Here is a 26549-nt window from a genome sequence, read left to right as displayed (position 1 = left end):
TTATACATTACCAACCCTGGACTTTGCATAAATCTAGTGAAGTACTCTTACGATCCATTCTTTTCCTCAGGATGATCCCCGAAGCCTTAGGAGCCATGCCGATTAAATAAACTTGTTGATTTATAATTTAATAGGAGAGACAGTCACAGAAGCGCCACCATCCAATTGGGTGGTGGCGCTTTACTCGTGAAAAGCCTTATAAAATCAGGGGTTCCATTACTCGCTTCTATAGCATACTAACCCGCTATTAACAGCACGGCATCTGTCAATGCCGTCTTCAGCCGATTGTAAATCGGAACCCCATAGAACGCTGTAACGGAATTCGTAAAAACCGCCCATTGTCGCTTTGAAGTTCGTTTCCCAATAGTTCGTCATCGTCCATGCATAAGGTAATCGTGGCGTTTTGTTTAAGTCAGGATGTCCCTGCAGCAGGATTCGGTGATGTACCAGTGGACCGACTTGTAAAAGCGGCGTATCCGGCATAGCGACCGCCACCCAGCCGTTTTCCAACTTAGAGCTGAACCCGTTTTGCAGACAATAAAAGTCCGTCCCCGTGCCGGGAAGCTGCTGTTCAAGCGGCTTTAAGACGATTCCGGTTTTCTCGATCCACTGCTCCCTTCCGCCGAAAGGCAACGAAATATACAGATTTTCAGGCTCCCACACGCTATCCTTGTGCAAGCGAACCGACACGTCGACCCGCGGCGTATTCGCATAGGCCGTTAAGTGCACCGCGTAGTAGCTCGTTCCTGCCACCTTGTATTCCAGCTCCACCGTTGCGAACAAGGCGCCTTGGTAAATCGTTTTCGACCCAATCAATGCGCCTGAAGAGATCACCGCTTTGGTTCCTTTGCGATTTCGGCCCATTTCCTTGCGAACGGTGTAAATGTCCTGGTTAAGGCCCACCGGCGTAACGTCGTAAACAGGAGCAAACGGCGAATGGCTTCGATCCTCGCGCAGCACGTCTTGACCCGTCGTTTTATCCTTCCAGCTCACGATGCCTTCTCCGATCGCCCATTCGATTCGGACGGTGGACGTTTCCAGAATCGAACCGTCGACGTATACCGCGCTGTCCGCAAGCGCGCCGTGCAGCTGCGCGATCGGCGCGATATCGGTTACGCCGTCCATTCCCCTTAACGTCGAACTCGTGGTCGTTACGAGGGACATGTCTTCCGGGCTTGGGATAATCTCGACAAGCTTTTCTTCTCCCGCTTTCAACGCCATCCGAACGACGATCACGTGACCGCGACTCGCCAAAATCATCTGATGCGGATACGTTTCTCCTGTGTCGACATCCCTGATCTGAAGCCCTTGCTGAATTCGAGAATACTCCCAGTAGTCGACGTACAATTGCGCATAATCGGCAACATCCGTATCCGAAGTGTTCACGACTCGATATCGCATCGGCCTGCTCGGATACAATAATGCTTCGCCGCGCGCCTCGAGCACGTCATCGTAAAGCGTCATGATCGATTCATGCGCTTTCGTGGCCATGCCTTCTTTTCTTGCGCCGAGTTGAAGCACCATCGGGTTCCATGGCTCCGAAATCGAGGAAGAGTAACCCCACGTATGTTCCGCGTACAAAGTAAGCAATTTTTCCGCCTGCGCAATCCTTTCCGGACGAGCTATCTTTCCTTCCGGGTCGAGTTTCTTGATCACCTGCAATTTGCGCTGGGCATCCTTGAACAACTGTGTATGAAGTGGTGTGGACGCCAAACCGTCAGACCACCAATCCGGCCAATCACCCGAGTATTCCGGGATCGGAACATCTTGCTGGCGAACGTGATCGAAGAATGGCGTCAACGTCGTCATTTCCATTTCGACTTCTTCCCCGAACCGTTCATTCCACAACTTGATGTAATCCATAATCGCACCGTTCGGAGGCGCGTTATCCGTTATTAAGCCGGAAACGAAAATCGGCACGAAATCGTATGGATAACCTTCGTTTTCCAGATTGCGCAAATAACGAAATAAACGCGTCGTTGCCACTTCCCAATGGTTCTCCATAATGGGAGTTGTCGTGAACTCGTCTTTCAACAAATAAGTCGTCATCGCGTTCGGCACCAAGCCTAACTCATGCCCCATATGGTAATACTCGCTATTCCAAACGAGTAAGCGATCGCCCTTCGGCGTTTTCCACCAGAAAGGCGTCTGCTTGAGTCCGAGCGGGAACGTCCCGTGATGGGAGTGTGTGCAACTGATGAAGTTTTCGATTCCGGCATCGGCCATCGTCTGGGCATAGCCCCAGCTTAAGCCGTTGACATCGGCCGTCATCGCCGTTTTAATTGGAACGCCCAAGGAACGACCGTATTTTTGCGAACGATCGAGCATGGAACGAAGGACATTGTCATCGATCAGCTCGGTTAGATTCAAGTAGGTGCCGGGCAGTTCGATATCCCCCCTGCGAACGGCATCTTCGAAACGAATAATTTCATCTTCCGTTGCGGCTGCCAAGAAAGCCTCCACCTGCCAGAAAGTCTCGCAAATCCAGCGAAATCCTTTCCATTCCGACCGTTTGCCCGATTGGATATCTTCAATGATTCGAACAGCTTGGCGAATGAAATCGGCATGAAATCTCTCTATCTTCTCTTGCCTTTCCGTATATCCAATGTCAGTATGCGAATTATGCAGCACATAAACTTTCCATTTCCGTTTTAGTCCGTTAGACAATTTGTTCGACCTCCATACCTCGTAATTTCGCATGAAACAAACGGTGCCGACGCGGTGATGGAAAAGCGTCGGCACCAGTGGATTTATCAGATGATTACTTGCGTTTAATTCTTCGATGCCAGGAACGCATCGATTTGCTTCTGCATTTCAACCTGAATTTTCTTGGCTGCCGAGCTGGCTTCGCTCTTATATTTGTTCCAGTACGTTTCAGGATCTACGATGCCAAGGTAGATTGCATCCATGTATTTATCGCGTAGTGTATTTAACTGCGCGATTTCATTGGCGACTGGGGCAGAATCAAACGTGAAGCCGGTCAACTTGCTAGGCGTAAAGTTGTCTGCATCGGCAACAAATTGATTAAGCGCTTGCGCCTCTTCGCCCAGACCTTGGTCATAGCGATCCAGGGTTGGATTCCAAATCCACGCATATGGGAACCAGGCATAGCCGTCATTAAGAACCTTGTATTGATTTTCTCCGATAGGTTCCCAGTTCGTTCCTTTTATACCGTATGCCAGCAAATCATAGTTGTCCTTTTGCTGCGTCCAGTTGAGGAATTGGATCGCCCGCTCTTTATTTTTACTAACCTGTGACAACGCAATGAAATTCCATGCCTGGAAGCTCGAAAGGTTCGCTTCCTTTTCCAGCTTGAAGAACGTAACCGCCTCTACCTCTGCCCCAGGGACATTTTTCTTCAAAGCGTTCGCCACATCGGTTTTAACCCCGAAATCAGCAGCGTTGATGATTGCCGCTTTACCGGATTTAAAAACTTCCATTTGGTCTTTGACTGACATGACATCCTGATACATTAATTTATTTTGATACAGATATCTGGCATCGGTAATCCATTTCCATACAGTAGAATCCATTTCTTCGAACATATTGTGCACTTTGCCGTCATTGTCCTTCAGGTAGAGAACGCCGTTAACACCGATGGCAGTTTCATTAAGATGGGAATCGTAATCGAAAAAGGTGCGGAAATTGGTCCAATCCGTAACTGCTTTATAAGAAATAATCGGAGAGATGTCTGGAACTTTCTCCTTTACTTGTTCAGCAAACTTGATGAGATCGTCATATGTTTTAATTGGAGCGACGCCCAACTTTTCTCTCAAATCTTTACGAACATAGTAAACATGACCTGCTAAGTAAGCGTTGCTGAGCGGAATCGCCATGATTTGTCCATTGTATTTGTTAGCTTCCCACAATTGCTCGGAGCGGGCTTTCAAAATATCCGGACCATATTGCTTTAGCAAATCGTCTAGCGGCGCGTAATAGTTGGCTGCAACCATTTGGTTCAAATGTAACCAAGGCGCATCGAACACTAAATCCACGGCTTCGCCGGATGCCAATGTAACTTGCGTCTTTTGGGCAAGATCGGACCATGGAACGAACACGACGTTAAGTTTCACGTTTAACGTTGGCGCCAACCGTTTCTCGGCTTCGGCAATTACCGCATCGAAGTCTTTTGGACGATCTCCCGGGATCATTATTTTCAACGTAACCTGGTCAAGTTGCTCTTGAGCGGACTTTGATCCCTCTGGCCGAGAATCAGTCTTGGAGCAACCGGTAATTAGCGAAGTACCCATTAATAAAGTCATACTGATTGCCAACATCTTTTTCATTGTTTCTTCCCCCTTGTAAAGTATCTATTCAACCGTTATCAAACGGCGAATAACGATTCGATTAGCCTTTCACCGCACCAACAGTAAGTCCGTTTACGAAATATCTTTGCACGAACGGGTATGCAAATATAATCGGTCCAATCGTCAGACACACTGTGGCCATTTGAATGATGCTGGTCGGTACCGAGACGTTGTAGGCTGTATTGCTTCCTGATACGTAGGACGATACGTTTAGATTAGAGATCAATTGCCTAATCATCATTTGCAGCGGGTGCAATTTGCTGTTATCAATGAATAGCAATGACAGCCACCAATCGTTCCAGTACTGAAGGACATAGAAGAGCGTAATCGTTGCAATAGCCGGCACCGTAATCGGAAAAATAATGCTGAAGAAAATCCTGAATTCTCTTGCTCCGTCAATTGTAGCGGACTCGTTGATTTCGGCCGGCAATGTCTTATAGAAAGAAACGAGTATAAATGCATAGAATGGATTCAATAAATACGGCAATATGAGCGACCAAATTGAGTCTTTCAGGTCCAACCAGTTGGCAATCAAAATATAAAAACCAACTAAACCGGAGCCAAATATCATTGTAAAATAGGTTAAAAAGGATAGTATTCTCCGGTATTTCATCTTCTTATTAGCTAGAACGTAAGCGAACGTCGAAGTGATAAGTACGGCAAGTGCCGTGCCGACCGCAGCAACTATAATCGTTATGAGATAACTGCGGAAAATCTGATCCCCTCTGAGCAAATAGCGATACGCATCCAAGGAGAACTCTGACGGCCATAATTGATAACCATGTACTCCGAAGCTGGAATCCGTAGCGAAGGAGTCAATAAAGACGTACCAAAACGGAATCAGACAACACAATGAGAACAAAATGACGATTGAATAAACACCAAAGACAAAGACTCTTTCCCCATTAGAACGGTTTTTACGAATGCTCATTTCGGCCCCCTAGAATAAACTGGAATCTTTATCGACTTTACGGATTAGCCCATTAAATAGAAGGATGCAGATTAGCCCCATGACGGATTGATACAGGATTACCGCTGCCGACATGCTAAAGTTTCCTAGTTGTCGCAGCGCTCGGAAAGAATACGTATCGATCACGTCCGTTGTAGGAAACAGAATCCCGTTATCTCCTATAATTCCGTAAATCATCCCAAAGTCTCCATAAAATATTCTGCCCACACCCAGTAGAGCAAGTACGATAGCAACTGGCCTAATCAATGGAAGCGTGATGTAAATGATTTGCTTGAAACGAGTTGCACCGTCGATTTGTGCCGCCTCGTAGTATTCAGAAGAGATCCCCGTAATCGCAGCCAAGAAAATAATCGAATAATAGCCCGCAAATTTCCAAACATAAATAAAGGTAAGAATTGCCGGCCATACTTCTTTCGTCTGAAACCACGGAATCGGTGACCAGCCAAAGGATTCAAACGCTTTATTTAACATGCCGTCTTCCGAATTCAGGAACGCGAAAACCATCAAACTAACGACGAGCCAAGAAATAAAGTAGGGTAGAAATATAACAGACTGCGCCATTTTCTTAAAGAAGCGATTCTTCATTTCATTCAGCAGCACCGCCATGACGGCTGAAACCAACAAGCTTGCGACAATGAACAATCCATTTAGAAACAGCGTATTTAGCGTTACTTTAAGCCAGTCTGGGCCACCGAAAAAAAACTTGAAATTATCTAATCCGGTCCACGGACTTCCCCATATCCCGTCGGCCAATCGATATTGCTTAAAAGCAAGCAAATGTCCTGACATCGGGACATATGCAAATAGGACGAGAAACAACAAACCTGGCAAAGCCAACAAATACAGGTCGACATTTTTTTTAATATCTCGGAAAAGTTCCATGTGTGCTCCTTTACAATGATTTTAGTAACATCCGGTTGTTGTCTCGATCTTAAAAGCAACTTCGAAACGGGTAAAGTCAACATATTAACGAATCGGTTCTTGAAGTGCCGATTCGCCAAATAAATCAGAATGAGGACTCATTCCAAAATGAAGACTTTTACGACGGTTGCCTTTGTTTATATAATGAATGGACACTCAATTTCAAAACATAGGAGCTTGGAATGAAAATAGTTAGTGGTAGGACGTTTCTGCGATTTCCCCCGATTCTCAGTCTGATTATGATGATGTTAATTGCATTTGCTTTTTTCTTATCTCACGAATATTCAAAGAGAGCCGCCGCTGACGTGAACATGTTCGCCTTGGCCAAAATAAAACATTCGTATCACAACACACAATTTACTTTTGATACAATCCGATCATTCGGCATCAGCAGCAGCCAAGAAAATGCCATCAATGAATGGCTCATCACGGATCGCAGCAATCCTGTAATGGATGCTGAAGCATTCAAGGCAAGTACCCGATTAGCCAATCAACAACCCTTCTTGCATTCCATATATTTAATCAATACAAAGACGAGAAGAGTCATAGATTCATCCACAGGCATTGCTGATTTCGGATCCTTTTACGATCAGAATATTGTCGATAAAATACTGCGCGACCATCCGGCTTACATTGGTTTCTTTCCTCATGCGATTGGCGAGACATCCTACATTTCTTTAGTTGTACCTAGCACACAAGCAGTCACATTACATGCAGGATATCTCGTTATCATTCTCAATCAAAAGGAACTGCAAAAGTTTTTGCTTCAAAACGAGGACACGGCGGGGTTGCAAATATCGATTACGGACAAACATAACCAAATCATCCTCGGAGATGATCTGCCTGATCAGATGTCCGTTACTTCTTCCGACAAACTATTGGAGTCTCTCCAATCACTGGAGTATTCCTCCGCGAAGGAGCCTCAAATCGTTTCAGTAGAGCTTCTGCCGGGGCAGCTGTTCATGCATTTCATTGTCATTGAGAAAGAGATGATCCGAAATATCGAATGGTTTAAAAAGAAAATCGCTATTTCTTGCATCGTTCTAATGGGGGTTATGTTACTTTTATACTTTTGGAATTCGAAGAGAACGCTCGGACCGTTCCGCATGTTATCAAGAGAATTGCAAAGCAAACTGGGGAATGAGGATATCGGCAAATCTATGGGGGAAGCCGACATCATCCGCAACAGTTTTATGTATTTGCTGAATTCGAATCAGACTATGAAACACTCTTTGAAAGATTATCACAACATTGTTAGAGAAGAATTTCTGCGTCAATGGGTTCTACAAGGTTATCCGATCATTCGTAATGACATCGAACAATCGTCTCAGTTACTTTCCCTCGATTCCTATTATTTATCTGTCATTCGCATCGAATCATATAAACAATTTGTAGAAACTTATAATTATAATTCAAGAAAGCTCTTAAAATATGCGATGTGCAATATCGGCGATGAGGTGGTGAAGGAAGCGCAGTTCCTCTGCGAAATCGTCGATATGGGCGGCGATCATCTCGTCCTTCTTATCGGCGCTTCCGAAACCGGGGGTGAACAACACGAGATTTCTACCGTTTTATTGTTACTTGGAGCGCAAATCGAGAGATGGCTGCACATCCGCACTTCTATTGCATGTTCTTCCAAGCTGCGGATCCAGGAAAACGTTCGTCGAGACTATGAAGACACGTACGAACTCACATTGTTGAAATTTTTCAAGGGAGAGAATAAGGTCTACACGGCACAGGATCTGGAAGAAAGCTATAGCTCCGAACACAAACACCCGGACGAAAAAATAATGAACGAACTCATCCATGCCATAAAGCAAATCGATCGAAATCAAGTCCTTCAACTATTGGATCGCTTATTGAATGATTTGAAGAACGTGACATACAATGAATTCTTTTTTCAATTGCAAATGATTGCCTATAGAATCTTCAAGTCATTCAATAAAGTCACTTTATCATCTGAACTGGACTCATCCCGATTCTCTTCTCTAGTTGAGGCAAGACGTTGGATTGAAGACGAGATACTCCAAATTATGGATACCCTAGATCAACAACAAATCAGCGGTCGCAAAGGCGAACTATTTCAAGAGACATTGGATTATGTGCAACAGCATCTACAGGACCCTTCGATGTCAGTGGACACCATTGCAGATCATCTCGGATACTCGACAAGCCATTTGCGTTATGTATTCAAAGAAGCTTCCCAAGTGACTTTGGCGGATTATATTCTTCTCGAACGAATCGAGCAAGTCAAATATTTACTCACTAACACCGACGATAATCTTACCGTGATCGCCGCAAAGACAGGTTTCCAAACGAGAAGCCATTTCTTTAGCGCATTTAAGAAAGCGACAGGATTAACGCCAAGTCAGTTTCGCAAAACCAATTGATTTAATCCGTGTTTCATAAAATCGTGATAAAAAAATCAGACGGCTGGCAGATCATTGACTGCTCGCTGTCTGATTTTTGACATGCAAAATTTTAAAGGACTTTATACTTGCGGTCGGATTCTTCAATGGTATAGTCATTTGCACTCATATCTCTTCTTTTCATCAAACCATCTTGGTCAAATTCCCAGTGTTCGTTTCCGTGTGTTCGCATCCATTGATTGGTATCAGCATCTCTCCACTCATACTCAAAACGGACGGAAATTCGATTGTCTGTATATGCCCACAATTCTTTCATGAGACGATAGTCCATTTCTTTTTCCCATTTGTTTTTCAAAAATGCGACAATCGCTTCTCTGCCAACAAAAAATTGGGCACGATTTCTCCACTGAGAATCAATGGTGTACGCCAAAGCGACTTTTTCAGGATCACGTGTATTCCAAGCATCTTGGGCTGCTTTTACTTTTGCTCGCGCTGTTTCTAATGTAAATGGTGGTTTTATGATATTTGTCATGGGTTCCACTTCTTTCGATTTATTTATGTTTGTTTAAGAACGCCAACATCAGATTTTTGATTTTTTCTCCATGTGTTTCCAAAGCAAAGTGGCTTGCATCATCCAAGATGTGCAGATCTGCTTGAGGTAAATCACGCAAATAAGGATAAGCTCCACTTGCTGGGAAGATTTCGTCTCCTTTCCCCCATACAATCAAGGTAGGTGGTTGGAAATCGCGAAAATATTTTTGCCAAGCAGGATATAATGGTGGGTTAGAACCATAGTCTAAAAATAAATCCAATTGTATTTCTTGATTTCCAGGTCGATCTAAGTAAATTTGATCCAATGTATACGTATCAGGGCTAACTCGTGATACGTCTTCTACACCATGTGTATACTGCCATTTGGTTGCATCAAAACTTGTTAGCCAGCGGAGCGCTTCTCGTTTTTCATTATCGGTTGGATTGTTCCAATATTCTTTAATTGGAATCCAAAATTCTGCTAATCCTTCTTCATAAGCATTTCCGTTTTGAACAATAAGCCCTTTGACTCGATTTGGATTGCTGCTAGCGATGCGGAAACCAACTGGCGCACCATAATCCATTAAATAAACAAAGAAATCATCGATTTGCAAATGTGCTAAAAGCTTTTCTATTAAAGAGGCAAAAGTGTCAAATCGATACGAAAATTGGTGATGCTCAGGCGCGCTGCTGTTGCCAAATCCCGGATAATCCGGCGCGATCACACGATAGTGTTGAGCCAATCCAGTTATCAGATTTCGGTACATATGACTGGAAGTCGGAAATCCATGTAATAATAAAATAGTAGGCGCATTTTTGGGACCTGCTTCGCGATAAAAAATGTCCAAGCCTTCAATTGTTGCGGTAGCATAAGTCGTTGTTAAATTATTCATACGGTAGTACCTCCATTATGATTTTATCTACCTACTAGTAGATAGATAAAATCATAATGGATTTCGAACAGATTTTCAATGCTCTTTTTGGATTTATTTTTATCTACTAATAGGTTAAAATATCATCATGATGAATACAAAGAAGAGCACTCACCAAAACATCATGGATACTGCCCAAAAACTCATCCAACGAAAAGGCTTTAATGCTTTTAGTTATGCCGATATCGCTAAGGAACTCGATATCAAAACGTCAAGTATCCATTACTACTTTCCTAGCAAAACAGATTTAGGGCTTGAGCTAATGAAACGATACCGAAAAACGATTCAAGAGGTATTGGAACAAGTCGATCAATCAGAATTGGGTTCTCGGGAGAAATTGCAGGAGTATCTGCAAGCCTATCAGTCTATTTTCTCAGAAGATGGCAGAATTTGTTTATGTGTTATGCTGAGCAGCGATATCATTACTTTGGAAGATTCGATTCAGCAAGAAGTGAAGTTATTTCTGCAACTCAATCTGGATTGGTTGGCAAAAACTTTAGAGGAAGGGGTTAAGTGCAACGCATTTAATTGTCATGCAGATACTCATGCTGAAGCATCTTTATTTTTATCAACGCTCATCGGATCAATGCTTTTAGCACGTGCAAATCCTAAATCGTTATCCTTTCATCAGATTGGTCAAGTGTTATATGATAAATACACGCTTCACGATTAAGTAACTCATCTTCCGCGCATGTTCTCCATAAAAAAATGGAAATTGGTGGAGCTGTTGACGGACGAGTACGTTTGCAGGGCAACCAGCGGCTACAAATTCCGTCCGCTTCGTGTTGCTCCTTGTACAGCCGCAACACCTCGGCATCGGGGAGCCCGTTGGTCATCGCGAATATCGGTCAGCAACACAAACGCCGACTCACGATGCCGAAAATGCGCTAGCGCCTCTTCGCTCAGTGGCACAATTCGGGCGGATACGCGATAGACCGTCTGACTAGACGGCGAAGGTTCTTCTTTGCACGGTCGGTAAGAGGAACTGTCTTGAAGCCCCAGACGCTGAACGACCACTCCAATTCATCACAGCGTCTTTGCAAGCTCCACAGCACGCTCGATTGCCTGATTTCTCTTCTCCGTGGCATCTCCCCCGCTTTTGTCCATTCCTTCCATGAGGATCGTTTCGATCCTCTCCACGCCGATGAACGATAAGACGGACTTCAAATACCGGCTCCCATGTTCATATTCCCGTAACGGACCGGTCGTGTACACGTCCCCGCTGGATTGAATGAGCACGGCCGTTTTATTTTTCAGCAAACCTTCCGGACCGGCGGGCGTATAGCGGAACGTTTTCCGCGCCACTTTTATTGTGTCAACATAAGCTTTCAGCAGTGGCGGCACCCCGAAGTTCCACAACGGAAAGGCGAAAATATACGTATCTGCTTCCATGAACTGCAAGGTGCGGGCATAGAATCTCTCCGTGATTTCCTTTTCTTCGGGCGGAAGCTGGTCAGGCACTTCTCCGGCCGCAATCTTCGGACGCGCGGCTAAGAAATGTTCGTTCACGAGCGGAATCGGCTGCCGGTAGACGTCGATTTCGGTTATCGCGGCGTCGGGATTCAAGGATCGGTACGCATTCACCAAACGACGGCCCACCGTCAGACTGTTGGACAACTCCTCGCGCTTCGGATTCGCGGTAATATACAGGATTGATTTCATCCAATTCACCTCAATCATTTTTTTATTGGAGCAAGGAAATGATGAAAATGCCTATGAATGTACAGCCGGTTCCCAACCACTGGTTCCATGCAGGTTTTTCCCGGTCGAGCAGCACTCCCCATAGGAAGGTAACGACGGCAAACAGCGAAGTTGCGGCGATGACAATCGAGGTGTTTGCCAAACCGAGCCCGAAATTGTAACTGACCAGAGCCGCAGCGTCGAGAATGCCGACGATGACCATCAGGCCAGCGCTCTTGAAATCCGGGAGTGCGAGTCCGATACGCTTCTTCAGACAAGCAAATACAATCGGGAGCAGTATCGTCGCCTGCAGCCGGCCGATCCATACCGTCGCCAGACCGCCAAGCGATTGCTGCGTATAACGAAGACCGAAAAAAGCCACTCCGAGAAACAAGGCAGCCAATATCGCCCATACCGCCCCGCTTTCCAGCTTCCTACTGGGTCTTGCCATCTTTTGTTTCGACGATAAAACCAGCGTAGTCAAAAGGACGCCGACAAAAGTCAGAACGATCGCCGTTAGTCTCCCTATATCGATTCGCTCTCCGGACGCCAAGGCCAGGATGACGGTGATGACCGAGAAACTGGAGGCAATAGGGGCGACGATAGACGCTTTACCGGAAACGAGCCCTTGGTATAGCAAAAGTATGCCGATTAGATCCAACGCCATCCACAGGCTTGCCGATAAGACTGCGTTCGGATCGACCGGCAATTTGCCCCACTGTCCCGCCAACGTCATGGCAACGGTCAGGAAGATCAACCCGACCAGCTGCATGAAATAGAGCGTCGAAAAAATCCCCGTTTTCCGACTCGCCCTACCTGCCAAATAATCGGCTGTGCCGAAAGAGAAAGCGGATAACAGACCAAACAAAATGCCGCTCATCGCAGATAGCTCCTCCCCATTTATTTGACTAAGCAAATATTTCTTGAACAATAAAATATCACGAGTTATTTGCTCAGTCAACAACTTTTCGTATATGATGTTATTAGTTGAGACATTCAGGAGGGACTGTGCATGAAACGGCTCGATGAACACCAATTGGCGGTATGGCGCGCATTCGTGAACGCACATGCAGCCGTAATCGAAAGAATCGAGAAAGATTTGTCGGATCAAAGGAAAATCCCGCTGACGACGTACGACGTCCTGGTGGCCTTGTATCAGTCCCCGGACAAAAAGCTCCGAATGACCGAGTTGGCGAAGCATGTGGTGCTGACGCGCAGCGGTCTGACGCGGGTCGTCGAACGGTTGGAACGGGAAGGATTCGTGAAGAGGGAACGAACGGAGGAAGACCGTAGAGGAGCGTTCGCGGTGTTGACCCGGGAAGGGAAAAAAGCGTTTCTGGCCACATGGCCTACCTATGCGGATGGGATCAAAAACTATTTCCTTAGCGTTCTGGACGAAGATGAGCGAGCGGCGATTGAAAGAGGGCTATCCAAGATTTATCGTTCGCTAATTTGAAAAAAGGAATCCACACGAAAAAACACTAACCTCGCAAGGTCAGTGTTATACGGCGATCCGGTTACAATGTTAATGCGCATAGTTCGAAGCAAGAAACACATCTCTGTTCAGTTGGGAATAATGAAAGCCCAGATCATAGGCTCGCTTCAATAATTTCTCTATTTCGTTCTGGTCGGAATCACCTGCTTATGATGAAGAGAGCGCCAACAATAGTCCAAATGCTGCAAGGTAGCACCCGAAAGGTTGGTGTGATTAAAACGCTAATGTTTGCAACCCGTTGGTGGTTGTTTGCAGGATATCTTCTATTTCATGTTTCAGTTCCTATCCCCAATTGCCTTACTTCTTTGGCCATGCGGCTTCCAACTGGATTCCATTATTATCAACAAAAATAAAATTGCGTATTTTACCCTGATCGTAGATTTCTGTCATTGCAACTCCGTGGCTGTTTAGTTTACTGCGCAAGGCCAACCCATCTTCTTCTGATGCGAGTGCAAACGCGATATGTTGAAGCGCTCCGGACACGAATCGATATAAATCAGCCGACTCCGGATTTTCCGCAAGACGTCTCAGCGCATCAGTGCTTTGAAATATTTGGGCATCCGGGTATTCGAAAAAATGAATTCCCCACGATTCCGTTTCACCAGGTTTTACAAAACAGTGCCTGCCGCGCTGAGAGAGTGCTGGGTATACCGTTGATGAGTGCATTCCAAGCACATCTTCATAAAAGAGAATGGTTGCGTCCAAGTCCGGAGTAACTAAGGCCACATGATGAAAGCCTAACCAACCGAAACTTTCAAATGTCAGTTTTTTGGAATCTTTTGTCACTGTTCTCAACTCTCCTTGCTTTTGATTGTATATTTAATTTGATTCGCACTCCTGCAATCAGACCCAATAAGAGCAACCATTGACCAGGCAATAAGGCTCCCAGACCCTGACCGGCTAACAATTCGGAAGCAACTGCTCCAATCATAAGTGTTCCAAGCGCGGCTGCAGAGTAGAAGGTCAAGCGCGGTAAAGCCAACAGAACCGCGCCTACTATTTCAATCAATCCAACTACGACTCGACTCCAGTCGGGATAGCCTAACTCATGAAACATATCGACCATCTGTTCTGTACCCACCAACTTCTGAATTCCACTCTGAATAAAAAATAATGAAGTCAGACCTACAACGATCCATCCCGCAATACGAACCCATTTCTTCATGATTTTTCTCCTTCTTATTTAATTAGAATTCTAACTATATTCTTAAAAAAATGATCGTCACTCTTTTGCGAATAAATCGACCATTTTGACAAGGAGTGCCTTTAAGGATTCGAATTCGTCCGCCGTCATTCCATCTTTAACCCGTTCTTCTACAACAGTAGTGAAATGTTGCGTCTCTTCTGCCAATTTCAAACCCGTTTCCGTTAAATAAATAAGTTTGTACCGACCATCTTGCGGATGATTCTTTCGGATGATTAGTTCCTTGCTTTCCAACCCGTTCAGCAGACTGGTGACGCTTGGCCTTTCAATCATCAGAATTGGTTCTAATTGAGATGGCGAAATGCCTGGAAAATGGCGAATAACACTCAACAAGCTCCATTGCGTGTGGGTTAAACCCAGAGGTCTTAATAATTCTTCCACTTCTCTACGCAACGTAACATAGCCAGTTTTGACAAGCCGACCAATCGGTCCTTTATCCCACTGCCAGTCCTCATGCTTGCTTTCTTTCATCACAAAGCACCTCTATAGTTAGAATTCTAATCATATTATAATCAGAATAAAAAGGAATTGTAAAGTCCCATTTCTTCTCTCTCTTGTTTGCAAGCTTTTGAACGTGAAGCCCAAAGAGGGCTGCAACAGGCCTGTCGCGATCGGGTTCTTGCTATACGTGATCCAATCGCTCCAGCTTCTTATCCCCCCACGAACCCCCTATGCTCAGTGGATTCCAACGCCAAAACAACCCGTATTGACTCGCATTCGTCCCGATCTCGGAGTTAGAGCGCCGAAAAAGCCTCCGCGCCGCCCGCTAATCTCGATTATCTAGATTGCAGCGCCGAGGCCCGGGCCTTTCGACAACGGCAGACTCATTAGCCGACGGTCACGTGGACGGACAAATCGTTGAGATGCCGATTTATAATTTTTGGTAGTGGTTTAAGAGATTCTCCACTCTATCTTGGATGATTTGTTTTAACGATTCAGGCTTCACTGACATAACATAATGACCATATCTCATAAAATAGTCAGCTATAAACTCCTCTTCTCCTTGATTATAGAATCCCTTAATAACTGTTTTATTACCATTTTCTATTTTCATAGAAGGATAATGTTCTTTATAAAAAATATCCATTGCTTGTTCTAAAATCTCGACTTCAAAGCGAATACTCTTCTCGGAACGATAAATACTTAATGAACGACTAACGAGTTCATCTATAGTAAATTGAGATTTATTGTTCTCTTCTTCTATAAAGGTAATCCTGTCGCATCTAAAAACGCTGTATTTATTCGTATTTAACTCAATTCCAGTAGCATACCATTGACCAAACTTAGCGGAGATTTTGAAGAATTGAACATGGTAACTTTTTTTCTGACTATTTTTTAGATATTGAACCGTGCAGCTGCTCTCATTAAGGATGCTTTTTAAAATTTTATCTAAAAAGCGACTGACATTATTATGTAGGTACATTTCAAATTGAAGGACTTTTTTCATTTTGTGAACCTGTTCTATTTGTTTTTTAGAAAGACAGTTTTCAAACTTTTCATTTAGTTGATTAACACTTAAATGAAATGGCGTTGATTGATAAGATTCTAACGTCAACATGGCAAAGTATAGAGCATACACTTCATCAATAGTAAAAACAATGGGGGATAACAATCTATTTTTTAGGATACCGTATCGTCCATGTCTGCCATGTTCCGAATAAATAGGCATGCCTAATTGTTCTAATGAACTAATATCACGTAAAGCTGTACTTTTTGAAATATTGTATTTATCCATCAGGTCATTTAAATTAAAGAACTCTCGATTATTTAAAAATCTTATCAGGTCATTTAGTCTTTCTGATTTCTTCATAATAACTCTCCTCATAAAGGTGCCATGTTTTGACTCCTTTTTATAAGATACTAAGTTCAAGGTACTATATCAATGTTAAAAGATATCTACCTGAGATCATTAGATAAAAGGAGATTAATACCATGAGTGCAACACTGGAAGTAGCTATTTTCTTATCCATGAACGGAAAAGCAAAAGAAGCGATAAATTTCTACAAAAACCATTTCAACGCAGAGGAATTGTTACTTGTTACTTATGAAGACATGGCAAAACGTGACAGTTCGTTGCAGTTTACTGATGAAAATAAGAATAATATTTCTCACTCCGTCTTATCAATCGGAAAAACAAAGGTAATGCTGGCAGAGAATTCAATGGACACCAAAGAAAAATATGCAGTGGGTAACAATACCTCATTGTGTATTCAGAGTGCGGATTTAGAAGAAATCGAACATTTCTACAAGAGCTTGACTACAGATGATAGGGTAAGAATTATTGTTCCTTTATCCAGAAATGTGTTTAGCGAAGCATACGGTATTATCGAAGACCCGTACGGTATTCAAATACAATTAATGTATGATGCCAGATTATTGGGGCAGTGAAATAAACCACGGTGGGAGAGCGCTTCGCTGGATCAGGCTAAATCCGCATTGCTAGCAAGAGTCGGTTCGGTAAGGTTGAGCCGCTTGGTTAACAAATGACAGCCACTAGTAAGATAGAATGTCCCAAATAGGAGAGCCATCCCAGTTTGAGGTGGCTCTCCCGTCCTTGTATTATTCAACCAATGGAAAGCACCTGCCATAGGATATACGAATTCAATTTGAACCAGTTGAAGTCGAATGAGTCACAATCAACTCTTTTTCACATCGGTTCCGAATTGGTTAAAGGATTCCCGAATGGCATTCATTAGCAATAATGATGCCTTTCCCAGGTAGTTTTTATTTTTATAAGCGAAGCCTATAGTGACAACAGGGTTCACATCGGCGAATGATCTGATGACCACGGAGTCTGCCTGTTCCAAGCCGTTGTACATTGGAACAATCCCAATGCCGAATTCTGCTTTAACCATTTGTTGAATCACAAAGAAACTTCCAACCTCAATGCAAGAGAAATCGTTTTTTTCATCTGGATTAAACGCCGTTTCCCAAAGCTCTCGATAAATACAAGTCGGTTCTTTTATGAGCAAGGTCTGTCCTAAGAGGTCGCTCATCGTGATGCTGTCGTTCTCGGCCAGTGGGTGTCTCGTGTTTAACATGATCCCTAATCGTTCTTCGATTAAAGGCTCAAACTCCAGTGTCAGGCCCGCCTTTGGAGCGGAGCAAACTCCGAAGTCTAGTTCGCCGTTCCGTACCCTCTCAGCGATCGTTCTGCTCCCGCTTACTTCCATGATGAACTCCACTTTCGGTCGAGTCTTGCAAAAATCGGCTATGACAGCTGCTAGCTTTTGGCTTGCGACAGGCTCGATGGCGGCGAAGCGAACGTAGCCGTTATCCCCCAACGCGATATCGGAGACGGTCTGCCTGATGGATCCGATTGACTTCAATAAAGTCGAGACTTCTTGATAGAGCCATCGACCGGCTTCAGTTACGATCACTCGTTTGCCGTCGCGCACAAATAAAGAAGCGCCCAGGTCTGCTTCTAAACGTTGAATCTGAAGAGTTACCGTAGAGGGCGCATATCGGAGTTCTTCGGCGGCTTTCAAAAAATGACCATGACGCACGCAAGCCTCGAAGGTCTTTATAGCTCGAATATCCATTATCATCACCATTTCGTTCAGTTTTTACAAACTATTTATTCATATAATTCAATTTTACAAAACATATCCGTAATTTTACAATAGGGTAAATACTAACTTTTGAAGTAGGTGGGATAATGGGCACGAAATCCGCATTCAACTGGATCACTTTATGGGCTTCGCTTTTGTTTGTCGTCATTCTCGGTTTTTCACGGCTCTCTTACGGCATGTTCTTACCTGGGATACAAAGGGCGATCGGAGGTAGTTACGGACAATTGGGCATATTAGGCACAGTCAATTTTATCGGTTATTTAATCGGGACTTTGTGCCTTTCCCCTTTGTTATCACGCTTTCCAGACCACAAGCATGTCATCAACAGATTAACGTGCTTTTTGCTCGGATTGGCCTTGATCGGCTCGGCATTTAGCGATCATTTCACTGAGCTCGGGTTATGGAGGTTCGCAATTGGCTTATTATCGGCCTTCGCCACGGTATTAGTCTTGTCCATTGCTATGGATGCAGTTCGACCGGCGGAACGAGGAACGGCATCGGGTCTTATTTGGTTAGGCGGATCAGCCGGCATTCTGGTGACGGGTATATTCGCCCCCTTTACGATAGACCCTGCTCACTTGCAGGGATGGCGGTATGCTTGGGCAGCTATGGGGATATTCGGCGTCATTGCCGCGTTCGGATTCGAGTTTGTTACCAAAAGGCGAGGATCCGCCCAATTACCCTCGTCGCCGGAATCGAAGCCACAGGACCAAGAAAGCGTGAAGGCGTACCGTCTCTTTTTGAATCCGAAGAAGCTCTTATTCTTAATCGGTTCTTATTTCTTCTTCGGATGGGGTTACATCATCTATTTCACCTATCTAATTCCTTATTTAGTGAGCAAAGGCATTCCATCGCTTTATGCCGGATTGGTCTGGTCCGCAATCGGGTTTGCGGGATTATTTAACGGATGGATCGGAGGCAAAGCCATTGACCGATGGCCGAGCGGTTATACGCTTGCGTCGGGGTTAGCCATTGGGACGATCGGGGTGTGCGGCGTAATTACCGATGATTTGTTTTTTACGGCATTGGGCGCAATCACGATTGGGTTGGTATCCTTTATTACTCCTCCGTTGATGACGACGGCTTTGCTTCGGCGACATGTCCCTCAAAATGTTTATGCGGCAAGTCTAAGCATAGCCACCGCCTTTTTTGCCTCAGGGCAGATTATAGGTCCCATCGTTGGAGGCGTGGTGGTTGAACGGTACAGCTTGCATGTGGGCGTTGCGTCCAGTGCAATCTTTATGGCGATAGCTGCCTTGTTGGCAGTTTTGTATGGACAACAACAACGAAAGCTTGAAATACGAAATTTGCCGCTTAACATCTGAAAATAAGGAGTTTATCGATGACAAGAACTGTCACCATTAGCGGTAATAATAAATTCGAGGAACAACAGTAAAATAGAAAGGAGAGTCAATATGATGTCGAATTCCAGCTCTGACCAATCGGCCATAAGGAAATTTTTTTTCTCGGGTAATCTTCGACTTTCCTATCTTGATTTTGGCGGAGATAGCAACCGAGTGCTTGTTATGTTGCATGGGTATATGGCCAATGCAAGATCATTTTCGGAGTTGGCCGTGCGTTTCCAAGATTGGCGGGTTATTTCTCTGGATCAACGCGGACACGGTTGGAGCGAGCACCCCCAAGGTAATGAATATGCAAGAGACGATTACGTGAATGATATTCTGAACCTCGTTCAGTCGCAGCTTGGGGGGCGCCCTGTCACAATCTTGGGACATTCTTTGGGCGGATTGAATGCTTATCAGTTCGCAGCCCGTTATCCCGAATTGGTGAAAGCCGTTATCGTTGAGGATATCGGTGCGGAGATTAATGCCGATTTCTCCTTTGCCGACAAGCTTCCAAACCGATCGGCTTCCCTAAAGGAGCTGAGAGAATCGATTGCGAGCACAGGGGTCCGGGCTATTGATTATTTTGCCGAAAGCGTGTTTGAGGACGAACAAGGTTGGGGATTCCGAACGGATTTGAAGGGGCTGCAAGTGTCCGTACCTCAGTCCAACGGGGTATGGTGGGATGACTGGTTAGGCTCAAGTACCCCGATTCTGCTCATTCATGGCGCAAAAAGCTTCATTCTCGATACGGAGCAAGCGAGACGTATGGAGGAGCGAAGACCGAATACGAAGCTTATTGTTTTTGAACAATGCGGCCACGGTGTCCATGCTGACGATTTAAACGGTTATTTTCATGCGGTAAGCGAATTCCTTAACCCCTAATAGCAGGCATTGGGAGTAAAGAAATGGGACAAGGCTAGCAGAGGATTTTGTTCAGGAGAGGATGAGAGTATATTACAGTTGAAGATTTAATCGCCGAATGGAAGAACGAGGCCCTATTAACCCGTAAGGTGCTATACGGGTTGACCGACGACCATGGCTTCGTGCTCGCGCTCTGCGTCACGGCCGCCGGCGCGGTCGTCGCGCTGAGCGTCGGCAGAGCCAAGTTGGGGCAGCCTGCGAAGGACGCCGAGGAGTCGTTAGCGAACGCAAGCTCGATCTAAGCCGGGCGTATTCGATCATTCGCCTCCTATCTGAACTTGCACGCCAAATGAGCCGCTCCCGCGAAAAAAATCTCGTTCGGGGCGGCTTGTTTGGTCCGAGGCGAGACTTGTCGTCAACTGCGCCTAGTCGCCGATGCGGCCGTTCGAATCGAGCGCGAAGCCGTAGCTTGCGCGAAGGCGATAATATGAATTGCAACTTATGTCACAAAATATATCCCTTGGTTGTCTCTATATACGTAAACAATATTGAGCATAAGGGGTTATCGAAGTTGGAAAAACTACTTGTTATTAATGCACATCCAAAAGTAGATGCCGATTCATCCGTCAGTCTGCAAGTGCTTCATCGTTTTCTAGAGACTTACAAAAAAACAAATCCGGAAGGACCCATTGAACAAATCGATTTATATCGGGAACACATTCCTTTCGTTGACCGTACCTTTCTAAGTCTACAGGAAAAAAAGGGGAGAAATGAGCGTTTAACGGATGACGAACGGGCGCTCGACTCCCGAATATCGGAAATCTTACAGCAATTTAAAATTGCGAAGAAATACGTCATCGCCATGCCACTGCATAACTTTAACATTCCATCCAAGCTAAAAGACTATATGGATAACATTCTAATCGCGAAAGAGACTTTTGCCTATACAGACAACGGATCAGTCGGTCTGCTAAAAGACGGCAGGAAAGTGCTTGTCATTCAAGCGAGTGACGGGATCTATACAAACAATGACTGGTACACGGAAGTGGAATATTCCCACAAATTTTTAAAAGCAATGTTCAACTTTATGGGAGTCGACGACTATCAAATCATTCGTGCGCAAGGGAATTTTTCTTTGAAAAGGGAAGAAGTATTAACCAAGGCTTTCCAAGAAGCTGGGTCTATAGCGACTTCCTATTGAATTGTATCGCTTATCTAGTGGAGACTGACGATTACTATCGGTGAGAGAGCGCTTCGCTGGCAGCGAAGCGCTCTCCCATGTCAATCGGATATCGCACATCAGATCGACGATAGGCTTAAGGGATTCGCCCAGCTCACTCAATTCATAAACAACTTTTGGCGGTACCTGGTTATATATCGTTCTTGTGATAACTCCGTCCTCCTCCAATTCTCTGAGCTGCTGGGTTAACATTTTTTGCGTAATTTCTGGAATGTTTTTTTTAAGTTCATTCGTTCTTTTAGAACCATACGTTAAATGACATAAACTCAGCGTTTTCCACTTGCCGCCTATAACATCCAGCGTAGCTTCAACAGGAATGTTGTAAGTCTGACGCAGTCCAGGTTTCATAGACTCCCTCCCTTTGGTCATAAACTTGCTTCCTTTTTTCCTAAGGAGCTTTTTAGTACCTATTCTGGTTTGAGACGTTTCAATTTGGCACAGCTCTCGGCCTTGCAATCGTCACCACTTCGCAGGCGTGCGTCTGCCCAATATGCGAACAACTAATTCGTTTCTCCTGAAAAAATCAGCCGTTTTCAGACAAAAATACTATAAATATATTCACACAGATAAGCAGGAGGGAAGCAACCGATGAAAAAGCTTTATTTAATTGTAGCGATTTTTATTGCAGCCTTGAACTTAAGACCGATTATTACCTCTGTTGCCCCTTTGCTTGGAACGCTGCAAAACGATCTGGGAATGAGCGGGTTAACAGCAAGTTTGCTGACCACATTTCCCGTATTTTGCATGGGGATTTTTGCTCCATTAGCAACGACGCTGCGTGATCGGCTAGGTCTCGAGCGCACCATTTTTATCTCGTTAGTGCTCATTACGGGCGCAACTGCTGTGCGGGGGATTGTCGGTTCAGTCCCGGTCTTGGTAGCGAGCGCCTTGGTTGGCGGCATCGGGATTAGCTTGGCAGGACCTCTGCTGTCCGGGTTTATTAAGAAGTATTTTCCGACGAAGCCCGGAATCGTAAGCATTTATTCTGCCTCCATGATCGTAGGAGCGGCAGTGGCTTCCGCATTTTCGATTCCGATCTATCATCGAAGCAACCAGAGCTTAACGTTGACCCTGTCATGCTGGGCATTCCTTGGCGTAATTGCGCTAATCGTTTGGTCGGTTTTTCTTCGAAACAAGGAGAACAAAAGTAGTACGGTCCGTTCCAAGCTTCCAATCCGCAATAAAAGAGCATTGCTGTTAACGTTATTTTTCGGATTGATGGCAAGTATGTTTTATTCGGTTACGGCATGGATTTCGCCGATTGCCCATAGCTTCGGCTACAGTGCTGAAAACTCGGCATTGCTTCTTACCGTTTTTACAATGATTCAAATTCCTGTATCCTTGACGGTACCCGGTCTTGTTTCTAGATTCGGCAATCGAAGATTTTTTCTCATTCTATGCAGTGTATTTGAGTTGGTTGGAATTATCTTGTTATTGCTCCGTCTACCAATGCTACCGGCTGTCATATTCCTGGGAATCGGGGCGGGAGGATTATTTCCGCTGGGGCTTATGCTGCCGATTGTCGAGACGAAATCTTCGGAGGAAGCCGGATCTTGGTCGGCTATGTCTCAGTGCGGCGGTTATATGATCGGAGCGTTAGGCCCGTTATTCATCGGGGCGGTCCATGATCGCACCGGAAGCTTTAATGCTGCGCTGCTCGCTATGGTTGTTATAATTGTTGCGATGATCGGCGTACAACTGCTCATCACCAGTCGCAAATCCAATGTTCATACAGGCTCAAATGCTATGCAAGCGAGCTAGGAAAATAACAGAAGCAAGGTAGCCACGTTAAAGAGAAGTACTGAAAAGTCGCTGATATGTTGCTTAAAACAACATATCAGCGTCTTCCAGATTCGGACAGCCCAACCGGTGTTCTTTTCAGCGATTTCATGTTGGAATGGCTGAAAATGATGAAGTATCAGGTTGAAGTGACTACTCATGCGGCTTATTGTTTTAATGTGAAGGGAAAATTGCTCATGCTCATCTGGATTGCAGCTTTAAGGTTTCGTCGGCGCAAGTCATAAGTAACACCTTACAAATCCCAATCATACAAAAAGCTCCTGAACCGTCACAAGGACAAGTTCAAGAGCTCGTTCATTCTTAAGGTGGTGCGGTCAAGAGGACTCGAACCTCCACGGTATTGCTACCACTGGCACCTGAAGCCAGCGCGTCTGCCAATTCCGCCATGACCGCATTTTGGAACGTAATCTTCGACTACATCGCGCCTCATTGGCAGTAAGCACGAGTAACTTTGTCGAAATCACGTATATTATAATATCACAAATATCAAAGCGAAGTCAAGAGAAGTACTCGAAGTTCTAATTTTCAGTTAATACCACTCGATCAATACGATGGCGACACTTCTCCGATCATCACTCCGAAAAGGCCGAAAGCTTCGTCATCGGCGAATTCCGCATCGCTTTCTTGCTGGTATCGCAATGGGTTGGACGCAATGGATGCATGAGCGTTTGCCGAATTTTTCGACCCTGCCAATTGAATCTTTAGAGCTTCTTCAACCTTGGCCGCGCCTTGCGACATGATCCGTTCGCTTGCCGACGCGGCGACGGCGACCGTCCCCATTATCTGCTCGTCGCTGATTCCCATCGCCTTGGCTTCCTGCGTATAGCGAAATACGCAATCCTCGTTGTTGGCGTAAAGTGCCACGCCCAAGCCGATAAGCTGCCGTGTTTTGGCGTCCAGTTCGCTCCAGCCATTTTGTTCCGCCAGCGTCACGTCCATCCCTCCGTTAATCGAAAGAAGAATCCTTCGGTTCGGCCCGCCTGCCATCTGCGAGCCGTACGTTCAGGATTCCTCAATGATGGAAAATTCATTCAAGCGACCATTGTCTCGGCTCGCTCGCCAATTGAATCGGATATTCCCGCTTCACCTTGATCACTCGCCGATTCGGGCGGCGAATCAATACATAATCGTCATCCCAAGCGACTACGATTCCCCTGACATCATTTTCCGCTAGCGCGTCCCTGACGATTCTGATTTTCGTTCCGTCTACACGCAGCTTGTCCAATTGCTCATCGTTCAACATTGGCATTCGCCTCCTAATTAGGCGGAAAAACCCGCTGGGCTTAGTCCCCGCGGGTTCTCCGGTTCTTTAACATAACGGCAACGCCGCGATCACCCGACGTGCTCCTTCGAATCGTTCGTTTCGTACCAGTAGTCGAGTACTTTGCTGGACATGACTCGCTTCTGTACATATTCCGCCTGATGGGTTGCGAAACGCTCCGTCCATGGAAGCTTCAGCTCTTCGCATAGCTTCACGATCGTGAGCAGTTCCGACCATGCGACGTAACGCTTATACCAGAAAAATTGCGGATGCTCGATCATGTACGGGTACAAATCGTCGAACTCCGTGTGTTTGCAATCGAGCGCGCGCTCGAAATGAATTTTAGCTTCTTCCAGCTTATGCAAGAAGAAGTCGGCCGGCAAATTGATTTGATTGGCATTGTCCATTGCTGTTCGCCTCCCCATCTGCAGGATACTTCTATTATACGATAATGATCTCAGGATCGAAAGAATGCGCATTACCCATTTGGCTAATCGGCAAACGTAATTTTATCGTCGTCCAATGATTGGATTTTAACGAGTGTTTCCAGCCGGTAGCCTAACTCCCTAAGCGTGCGTCCGCCCGCTTGGAACGACTTCTCGATCACGATTCCGATCCCTTTCAGCTCGGCGCCAGACTGCTCGATAATTTTGATCAATCCCCGTGCAGCATCGCCGTTCGCGATAATATCGTCGATAAAAAGAACGGAATCCTCTTTGCTCAGAAGATGCCTGGATACGATCAGGTCGGTCACGATCCCCTTCGTGAAGGAAGGCACTCTCTCGCAATAAGCGTCCGCCTCGCCTAGCAGCGTCTTCTTTCTGCGTGCGAACACGAGCGGCACTCCGAACTGAAGCGCCGTTGCAAAAGCGACGGGGATGCCCGATGCCTCGACGGTGATCACTTTCGTAATGCGTTCGTCGGCGAACCTGGCCGCGAACTCCTTGCCCATCTCCATCGTTAATTGCGGATCCACGCTATGGTTAAGCAGAGAATCCAACTTCAACACCCCGGAGTTGATGACACTCGCTTCTTTCAAAATTCTCTCTTTGAGAATATCCATCGTCTTCTCCACCGCCCGTTGTCTTTTCCGTTTAACGTACCATATCCTATTCCCCCGCGCAACACCGGATTTCGTCAGTTATCGCTTCCATCGGCGAAGCAAAAAATGTTGCGTTAGCGCGACTATAGTCCCGACAAACTGCGACCGGATGCGACAAAAGCATGATTTTCAAAAAAAGGACGACTGGTTCGAAACTTTTCCAGTCGTGTATTGTCTTATATATTAGTAGGGAAATCCAGAGGAGGGGATGAACATGCCATTTTACTCGCCGTCGCGCTTGAAAATATGCGCGGCGATATTGCTATCCTTCGCATTAGCATCGTGCAATTCATCCGCCGAGGCTCCTCATTCCTCCGGAGCGAGCGCCGATCCGCCTCCGGCGACGGTATCTCCCGAAACGAACTCGCCTGCCCGGCCTTCGAGTAAACCGGTGACAGGCGCAACCAAGGAACCCCCGCTTAAGGAGGAGCCGCCGCAACATCAGCCCGACATTCAACCTTCGGCGTCGGCGCCGACTGTCGAAACGTCTACGATCCAGCCCCAATCGAAGCCGCCTTCAAAGCCGACCGAGCCTATTTTCGAGCCCCAATCGCCGTCGCTCGCCAGCTTGAAGCTTGGCGCGTCGGAGAAGGAGGTCGTCAAGCATTACGGAGCTCCCGACGATTCTTATCCTCTACCCGGAGATTCGAATACGATTAACATCTGGGAATACGACGGTTTGGCAATCGGACTGAACGAGCGGGATAAAGTCGTCTATATCGAGATCACCTCAAACAAAGTGAACACGGGTGTTCAAGGGTTGTCCTACGGAATGGACGGCACCAAAGCCGCGGATCTGCTCGGCATCTCGGCAGGCGCGAAGACGAACGTTCTTGCGCTTGAAGTATCCGGCGGGTGGCTAAAGGTCGATTTGGATCCCGACTCCCGCAAAGTATTGTCCATCAAACTTCTCAAAGATGATATTTAACACGCCTTCCTTCAACGGATTTTTCCGGAT

General features: G+C 45.6%; 28 protein-coding genes and 1 tRNA gene. 10 read left to right on the top strand and 19 right to left on the bottom strand.

What is annotated here, in order from left to right; all coding sequences use genetic code 11:
* Window positions 1-216: 216 nt before the first annotated feature.
* The 4 genes from FPZ45_RS00820 to FPZ45_RS00805 form a co-directional block, all read right to left on the bottom strand.
* Complete coding sequence (locus FPZ45_RS00820; protein ID WP_246120266.1) at window positions 217-2667, bottom strand: glycoside hydrolase family 38 N-terminal domain-containing protein; 2451 nt, start codon at window positions 2665-2667, stop codon at window positions 217-219.
* 104 nt (window positions 2668-2771) lie between these two features.
* Entirely contained in the window at window positions 2772-4286 is a 1515-nt protein-coding gene (locus FPZ45_RS00815) for an extracellular solute-binding protein (RefSeq protein ID WP_144697362.1), read from the bottom strand.
* A gap of 61 nt (window positions 4287-4347) precedes the next feature.
* Entirely contained in the window at window positions 4348-5238 is an 891-nt protein-coding gene (locus tag FPZ45_RS00810) for a carbohydrate ABC transporter permease (protein WP_144697359.1), read from the bottom strand.
* 9 nt (window positions 5239-5247) lie between these two features.
* Window positions 5248-6159 (bottom strand): ABC transporter permease, encoded by a 912-nt coding sequence (locus FPZ45_RS00805; RefSeq protein ID WP_144697357.1) that lies wholly within the window; start codon window positions 6157-6159, stop codon window positions 5248-5250.
* Between the two features lie 221 nt (window positions 6160-6380).
* Between FPZ45_RS00805 and FPZ45_RS00800 the strand changes: the two genes are divergently transcribed.
* Window positions 6381-8588 carry a helix-turn-helix domain-containing protein gene (locus FPZ45_RS00800; RefSeq protein ID WP_144697354.1) on the top strand — a complete coding sequence of 736 codons (2208 nt, stop codon included), beginning with the start codon at window positions 6381-6383 and terminating at the stop codon, window positions 8586-8588.
* A 91-nt stretch (window positions 8589-8679) separates the two neighbouring features.
* Here FPZ45_RS00800 and FPZ45_RS00795 read toward each other — a convergent pair whose 3' ends face one another.
* Both FPZ45_RS00795 and FPZ45_RS00790 read right to left on the bottom strand, forming a co-directional pair.
* On the bottom strand, window positions 8680-9099 hold the full coding sequence (locus FPZ45_RS00795; protein WP_144697351.1) for a nuclear transport factor 2 family protein: 420 nt from the start codon (window positions 9097-9099) through the stop codon (window positions 8680-8682).
* A gap of 19 nt (window positions 9100-9118) precedes the next feature.
* Window positions 9119-9991: an alpha/beta fold hydrolase gene (locus FPZ45_RS00790; protein WP_144697348.1), complete on the bottom strand. Its 873-nt coding sequence runs from the start codon at window positions 9989-9991 to the stop codon at window positions 9119-9121.
* Between the two features lie 127 nt (window positions 9992-10118).
* On the opposite strand from FPZ45_RS00790, the gene FPZ45_RS00785 reads away from it, so the two are divergent.
* On the top strand, window positions 10119-10703 hold the full coding sequence (locus FPZ45_RS00785; protein ID WP_144697345.1) for a TetR/AcrR family transcriptional regulator: 585 nt from the start codon (window positions 10119-10121) through the stop codon (window positions 10701-10703).
* A 353-nt stretch (window positions 10704-11056) separates the two neighbouring features.
* Here the strand turns inward: FPZ45_RS00785 and FPZ45_RS00780 are convergent, their stop codons facing one another.
* Window positions 11057-11692 (bottom strand): FMN-dependent NADH-azoreductase, encoded by a 636-nt coding sequence (locus tag FPZ45_RS00780; protein ID WP_186438170.1) that lies wholly within the window; start codon window positions 11690-11692, stop codon window positions 11057-11059.
* Window positions 11693-11714: 22 nt separating this feature from the next.
* Window positions 11715-12590 (bottom strand): DMT family transporter, encoded by an 876-nt coding sequence (locus tag FPZ45_RS00775; RefSeq protein ID WP_186438169.1) that lies wholly within the window; start codon window positions 12588-12590, stop codon window positions 11715-11717.
* A 132-nt stretch (window positions 12591-12722) separates the two neighbouring features.
* Here FPZ45_RS00775 and FPZ45_RS00770 point away from each other — a divergent pair, with 132 nt between their 5' ends.
* Window positions 12723-13166 carry a MarR family winged helix-turn-helix transcriptional regulator gene (locus tag FPZ45_RS00770; RefSeq protein WP_144697336.1) on the top strand — a complete coding sequence of 148 codons (444 nt, stop codon included), beginning with the start codon at window positions 12723-12725 and terminating at the stop codon, window positions 13164-13166.
* Between the two features lie 336 nt (window positions 13167-13502).
* On the opposite strand, the gene FPZ45_RS00765 is transcribed toward FPZ45_RS00770, so the two are convergent.
* The 4 genes from FPZ45_RS00765 to FPZ45_RS00750 form a co-directional block, all read right to left on the bottom strand.
* Window positions 13503-13991, bottom strand: a complete 489-nt coding sequence (locus FPZ45_RS00765; protein ID WP_222430752.1) for a VOC family protein — start codon at window positions 13989-13991, stop codon at window positions 13503-13505.
* Window positions 13960-14370, bottom strand: coding sequence for a DoxX family protein (locus tag FPZ45_RS00760; protein ID WP_186438168.1), 411 nt, complete (start codon window positions 14368-14370; stop codon window positions 13960-13962). The genes FPZ45_RS00765 and FPZ45_RS00760 overlap by 32 nt, the downstream gene beginning before the upstream one ends.
* 57 nt (window positions 14371-14427) lie before the next feature.
* Window positions 14428-14880: a MarR family winged helix-turn-helix transcriptional regulator gene (locus FPZ45_RS00755; protein ID WP_144697331.1), complete on the bottom strand. Its 453-nt coding sequence runs from the start codon at window positions 14878-14880 to the stop codon at window positions 14428-14430.
* A 400-nt stretch (window positions 14881-15280) separates the two neighbouring features.
* On the bottom strand, window positions 15281-16219 hold the full coding sequence (locus FPZ45_RS00750) for a helix-turn-helix transcriptional regulator (protein WP_144697328.1): 939 nt from the start codon (window positions 16217-16219) through the stop codon (window positions 15281-15283).
* A 122-nt stretch (window positions 16220-16341) separates the two neighbouring features.
* On the opposite strand from FPZ45_RS00750, the gene FPZ45_RS00745 reads away from it, so the two are divergent.
* On the top strand, window positions 16342-16797 hold the full coding sequence (locus tag FPZ45_RS00745; RefSeq protein ID WP_144697323.1) for a VOC family protein: 456 nt from the start codon (window positions 16342-16344) through the stop codon (window positions 16795-16797).
* A 248-nt stretch (window positions 16798-17045) separates the two neighbouring features.
* Here FPZ45_RS00745 and FPZ45_RS00740 read toward each other — a convergent pair whose 3' ends face one another.
* Window positions 17046-17951 (bottom strand): LysR family transcriptional regulator, encoded by a 906-nt coding sequence (locus tag FPZ45_RS00740; RefSeq protein WP_144697320.1) that lies wholly within the window; start codon window positions 17949-17951, stop codon window positions 17046-17048.
* A gap of 116 nt (window positions 17952-18067) precedes the next feature.
* Here FPZ45_RS00740 and FPZ45_RS00735 point away from each other — a divergent pair, with 116 nt between their 5' ends.
* The 4 genes from FPZ45_RS00735 to FPZ45_RS00725 all read left to right on the top strand — a co-directional run bounded on the left by FPZ45_RS00735 (window position 18068) and on the right by FPZ45_RS00725 (window position 21389).
* Window positions 18068-19306 (top strand): YbfB/YjiJ family MFS transporter, encoded by a 1239-nt coding sequence (locus FPZ45_RS00735; RefSeq protein WP_144697317.1) that lies wholly within the window; start codon window positions 18068-18070, stop codon window positions 19304-19306.
* Window positions 19307-19396: 90 nt separating this feature from the next.
* Entirely contained in the window at window positions 19397-20209 is an 813-nt protein-coding gene (locus FPZ45_RS00730) for an alpha/beta fold hydrolase (protein ID WP_425456929.1), read from the top strand.
* Between the two features lie 140 nt (window positions 20210-20349).
* Window positions 20350-20490 carry a hypothetical protein gene (locus FPZ45_RS25170; RefSeq protein ID WP_186438167.1) on the top strand — a complete coding sequence of 47 codons (141 nt, stop codon included), beginning with the start codon at window positions 20350-20352 and terminating at the stop codon, window positions 20488-20490.
* 269 nt (window positions 20491-20759) lie between these two features.
* Entirely contained in the window at window positions 20760-21389 is a 630-nt protein-coding gene (locus tag FPZ45_RS00725; protein WP_144697314.1) for an FMN-dependent NADH-azoreductase, read from the top strand.
* On the opposite strand, the gene FPZ45_RS00720 is transcribed toward FPZ45_RS00725, so the two are convergent.
* Complete coding sequence (locus tag FPZ45_RS00720; protein WP_144697311.1) at window positions 21342-21776, bottom strand: winged helix-turn-helix transcriptional regulator; 435 nt, start codon at window positions 21774-21776, stop codon at window positions 21342-21344. The two genes, FPZ45_RS00725 and FPZ45_RS00720, sit on opposite strands and share 48 nt — an antisense overlap.
* 240 nt (window positions 21777-22016) lie before the next feature.
* Here FPZ45_RS00720 and FPZ45_RS00715 point away from each other — a divergent pair, with 240 nt between their 5' ends.
* On the top strand, window positions 22017-23189 hold the full coding sequence (locus FPZ45_RS00715) for an MFS transporter (protein ID WP_144697308.1): 1173 nt from the start codon (window positions 22017-22019) through the stop codon (window positions 23187-23189).
* 345 nt (window positions 23190-23534) lie between these two features.
* On the opposite strand, the gene FPZ45_RS00710 is transcribed toward FPZ45_RS00715, so the two are convergent.
* From FPZ45_RS00710 to FPZ45_RS00690, 5 genes are all read right to left on the bottom strand, one after another.
* Window positions 23535-23621: transfer RNA gene (locus tag FPZ45_RS00710), tRNA-Leu, on the bottom strand.
* A gap of 150 nt (window positions 23622-23771) precedes the next feature.
* A complete protein-coding gene (locus FPZ45_RS00705) occupies window positions 23772-24161 on the bottom strand; it encodes a carboxymuconolactone decarboxylase family protein (RefSeq protein ID WP_186438166.1) in 390 nt (129 codons plus the stop codon).
* Between the two features lie 94 nt (window positions 24162-24255).
* On the bottom strand, window positions 24256-24471 hold the full coding sequence (locus FPZ45_RS00700; protein ID WP_144697303.1) for a hypothetical protein: 216 nt from the start codon (window positions 24469-24471) through the stop codon (window positions 24256-24258).
* Window positions 24472-24560: 89 nt separating this feature from the next.
* On the bottom strand, window positions 24561-24896 hold the full coding sequence (locus tag FPZ45_RS00695; RefSeq protein ID WP_144697300.1) for a hypothetical protein: 336 nt from the start codon (window positions 24894-24896) through the stop codon (window positions 24561-24563).
* 83 nt (window positions 24897-24979) lie between these two features.
* On the bottom strand, window positions 24980-25552 hold the full coding sequence (locus tag FPZ45_RS00690) for a xanthine phosphoribosyltransferase (protein WP_144697297.1): 573 nt from the start codon (window positions 25550-25552) through the stop codon (window positions 24980-24982).
* A gap of 253 nt (window positions 25553-25805) precedes the next feature.
* Here FPZ45_RS00690 and FPZ45_RS00685 point away from each other — a divergent pair, with 253 nt between their 5' ends.
* Entirely contained in the window at window positions 25806-26519 is a 714-nt protein-coding gene (locus FPZ45_RS00685) for a hypothetical protein (protein ID WP_144697294.1), read from the top strand.
* The last annotated feature ends 30 nt before the right edge of the window (window positions 26520-26549 follow it).

It is taken from the genome of Cohnella terricola, assembly GCF_007786475.1.
Lineage (GTDB): Bacteria > Bacillota > Bacilli > Paenibacillales > Paenibacillaceae > Cohnella > Cohnella terricola.
Note: the sequence above shows the minus strand (reverse complement) of the source record. Positions and strands in the feature narration are given on the sequence as shown.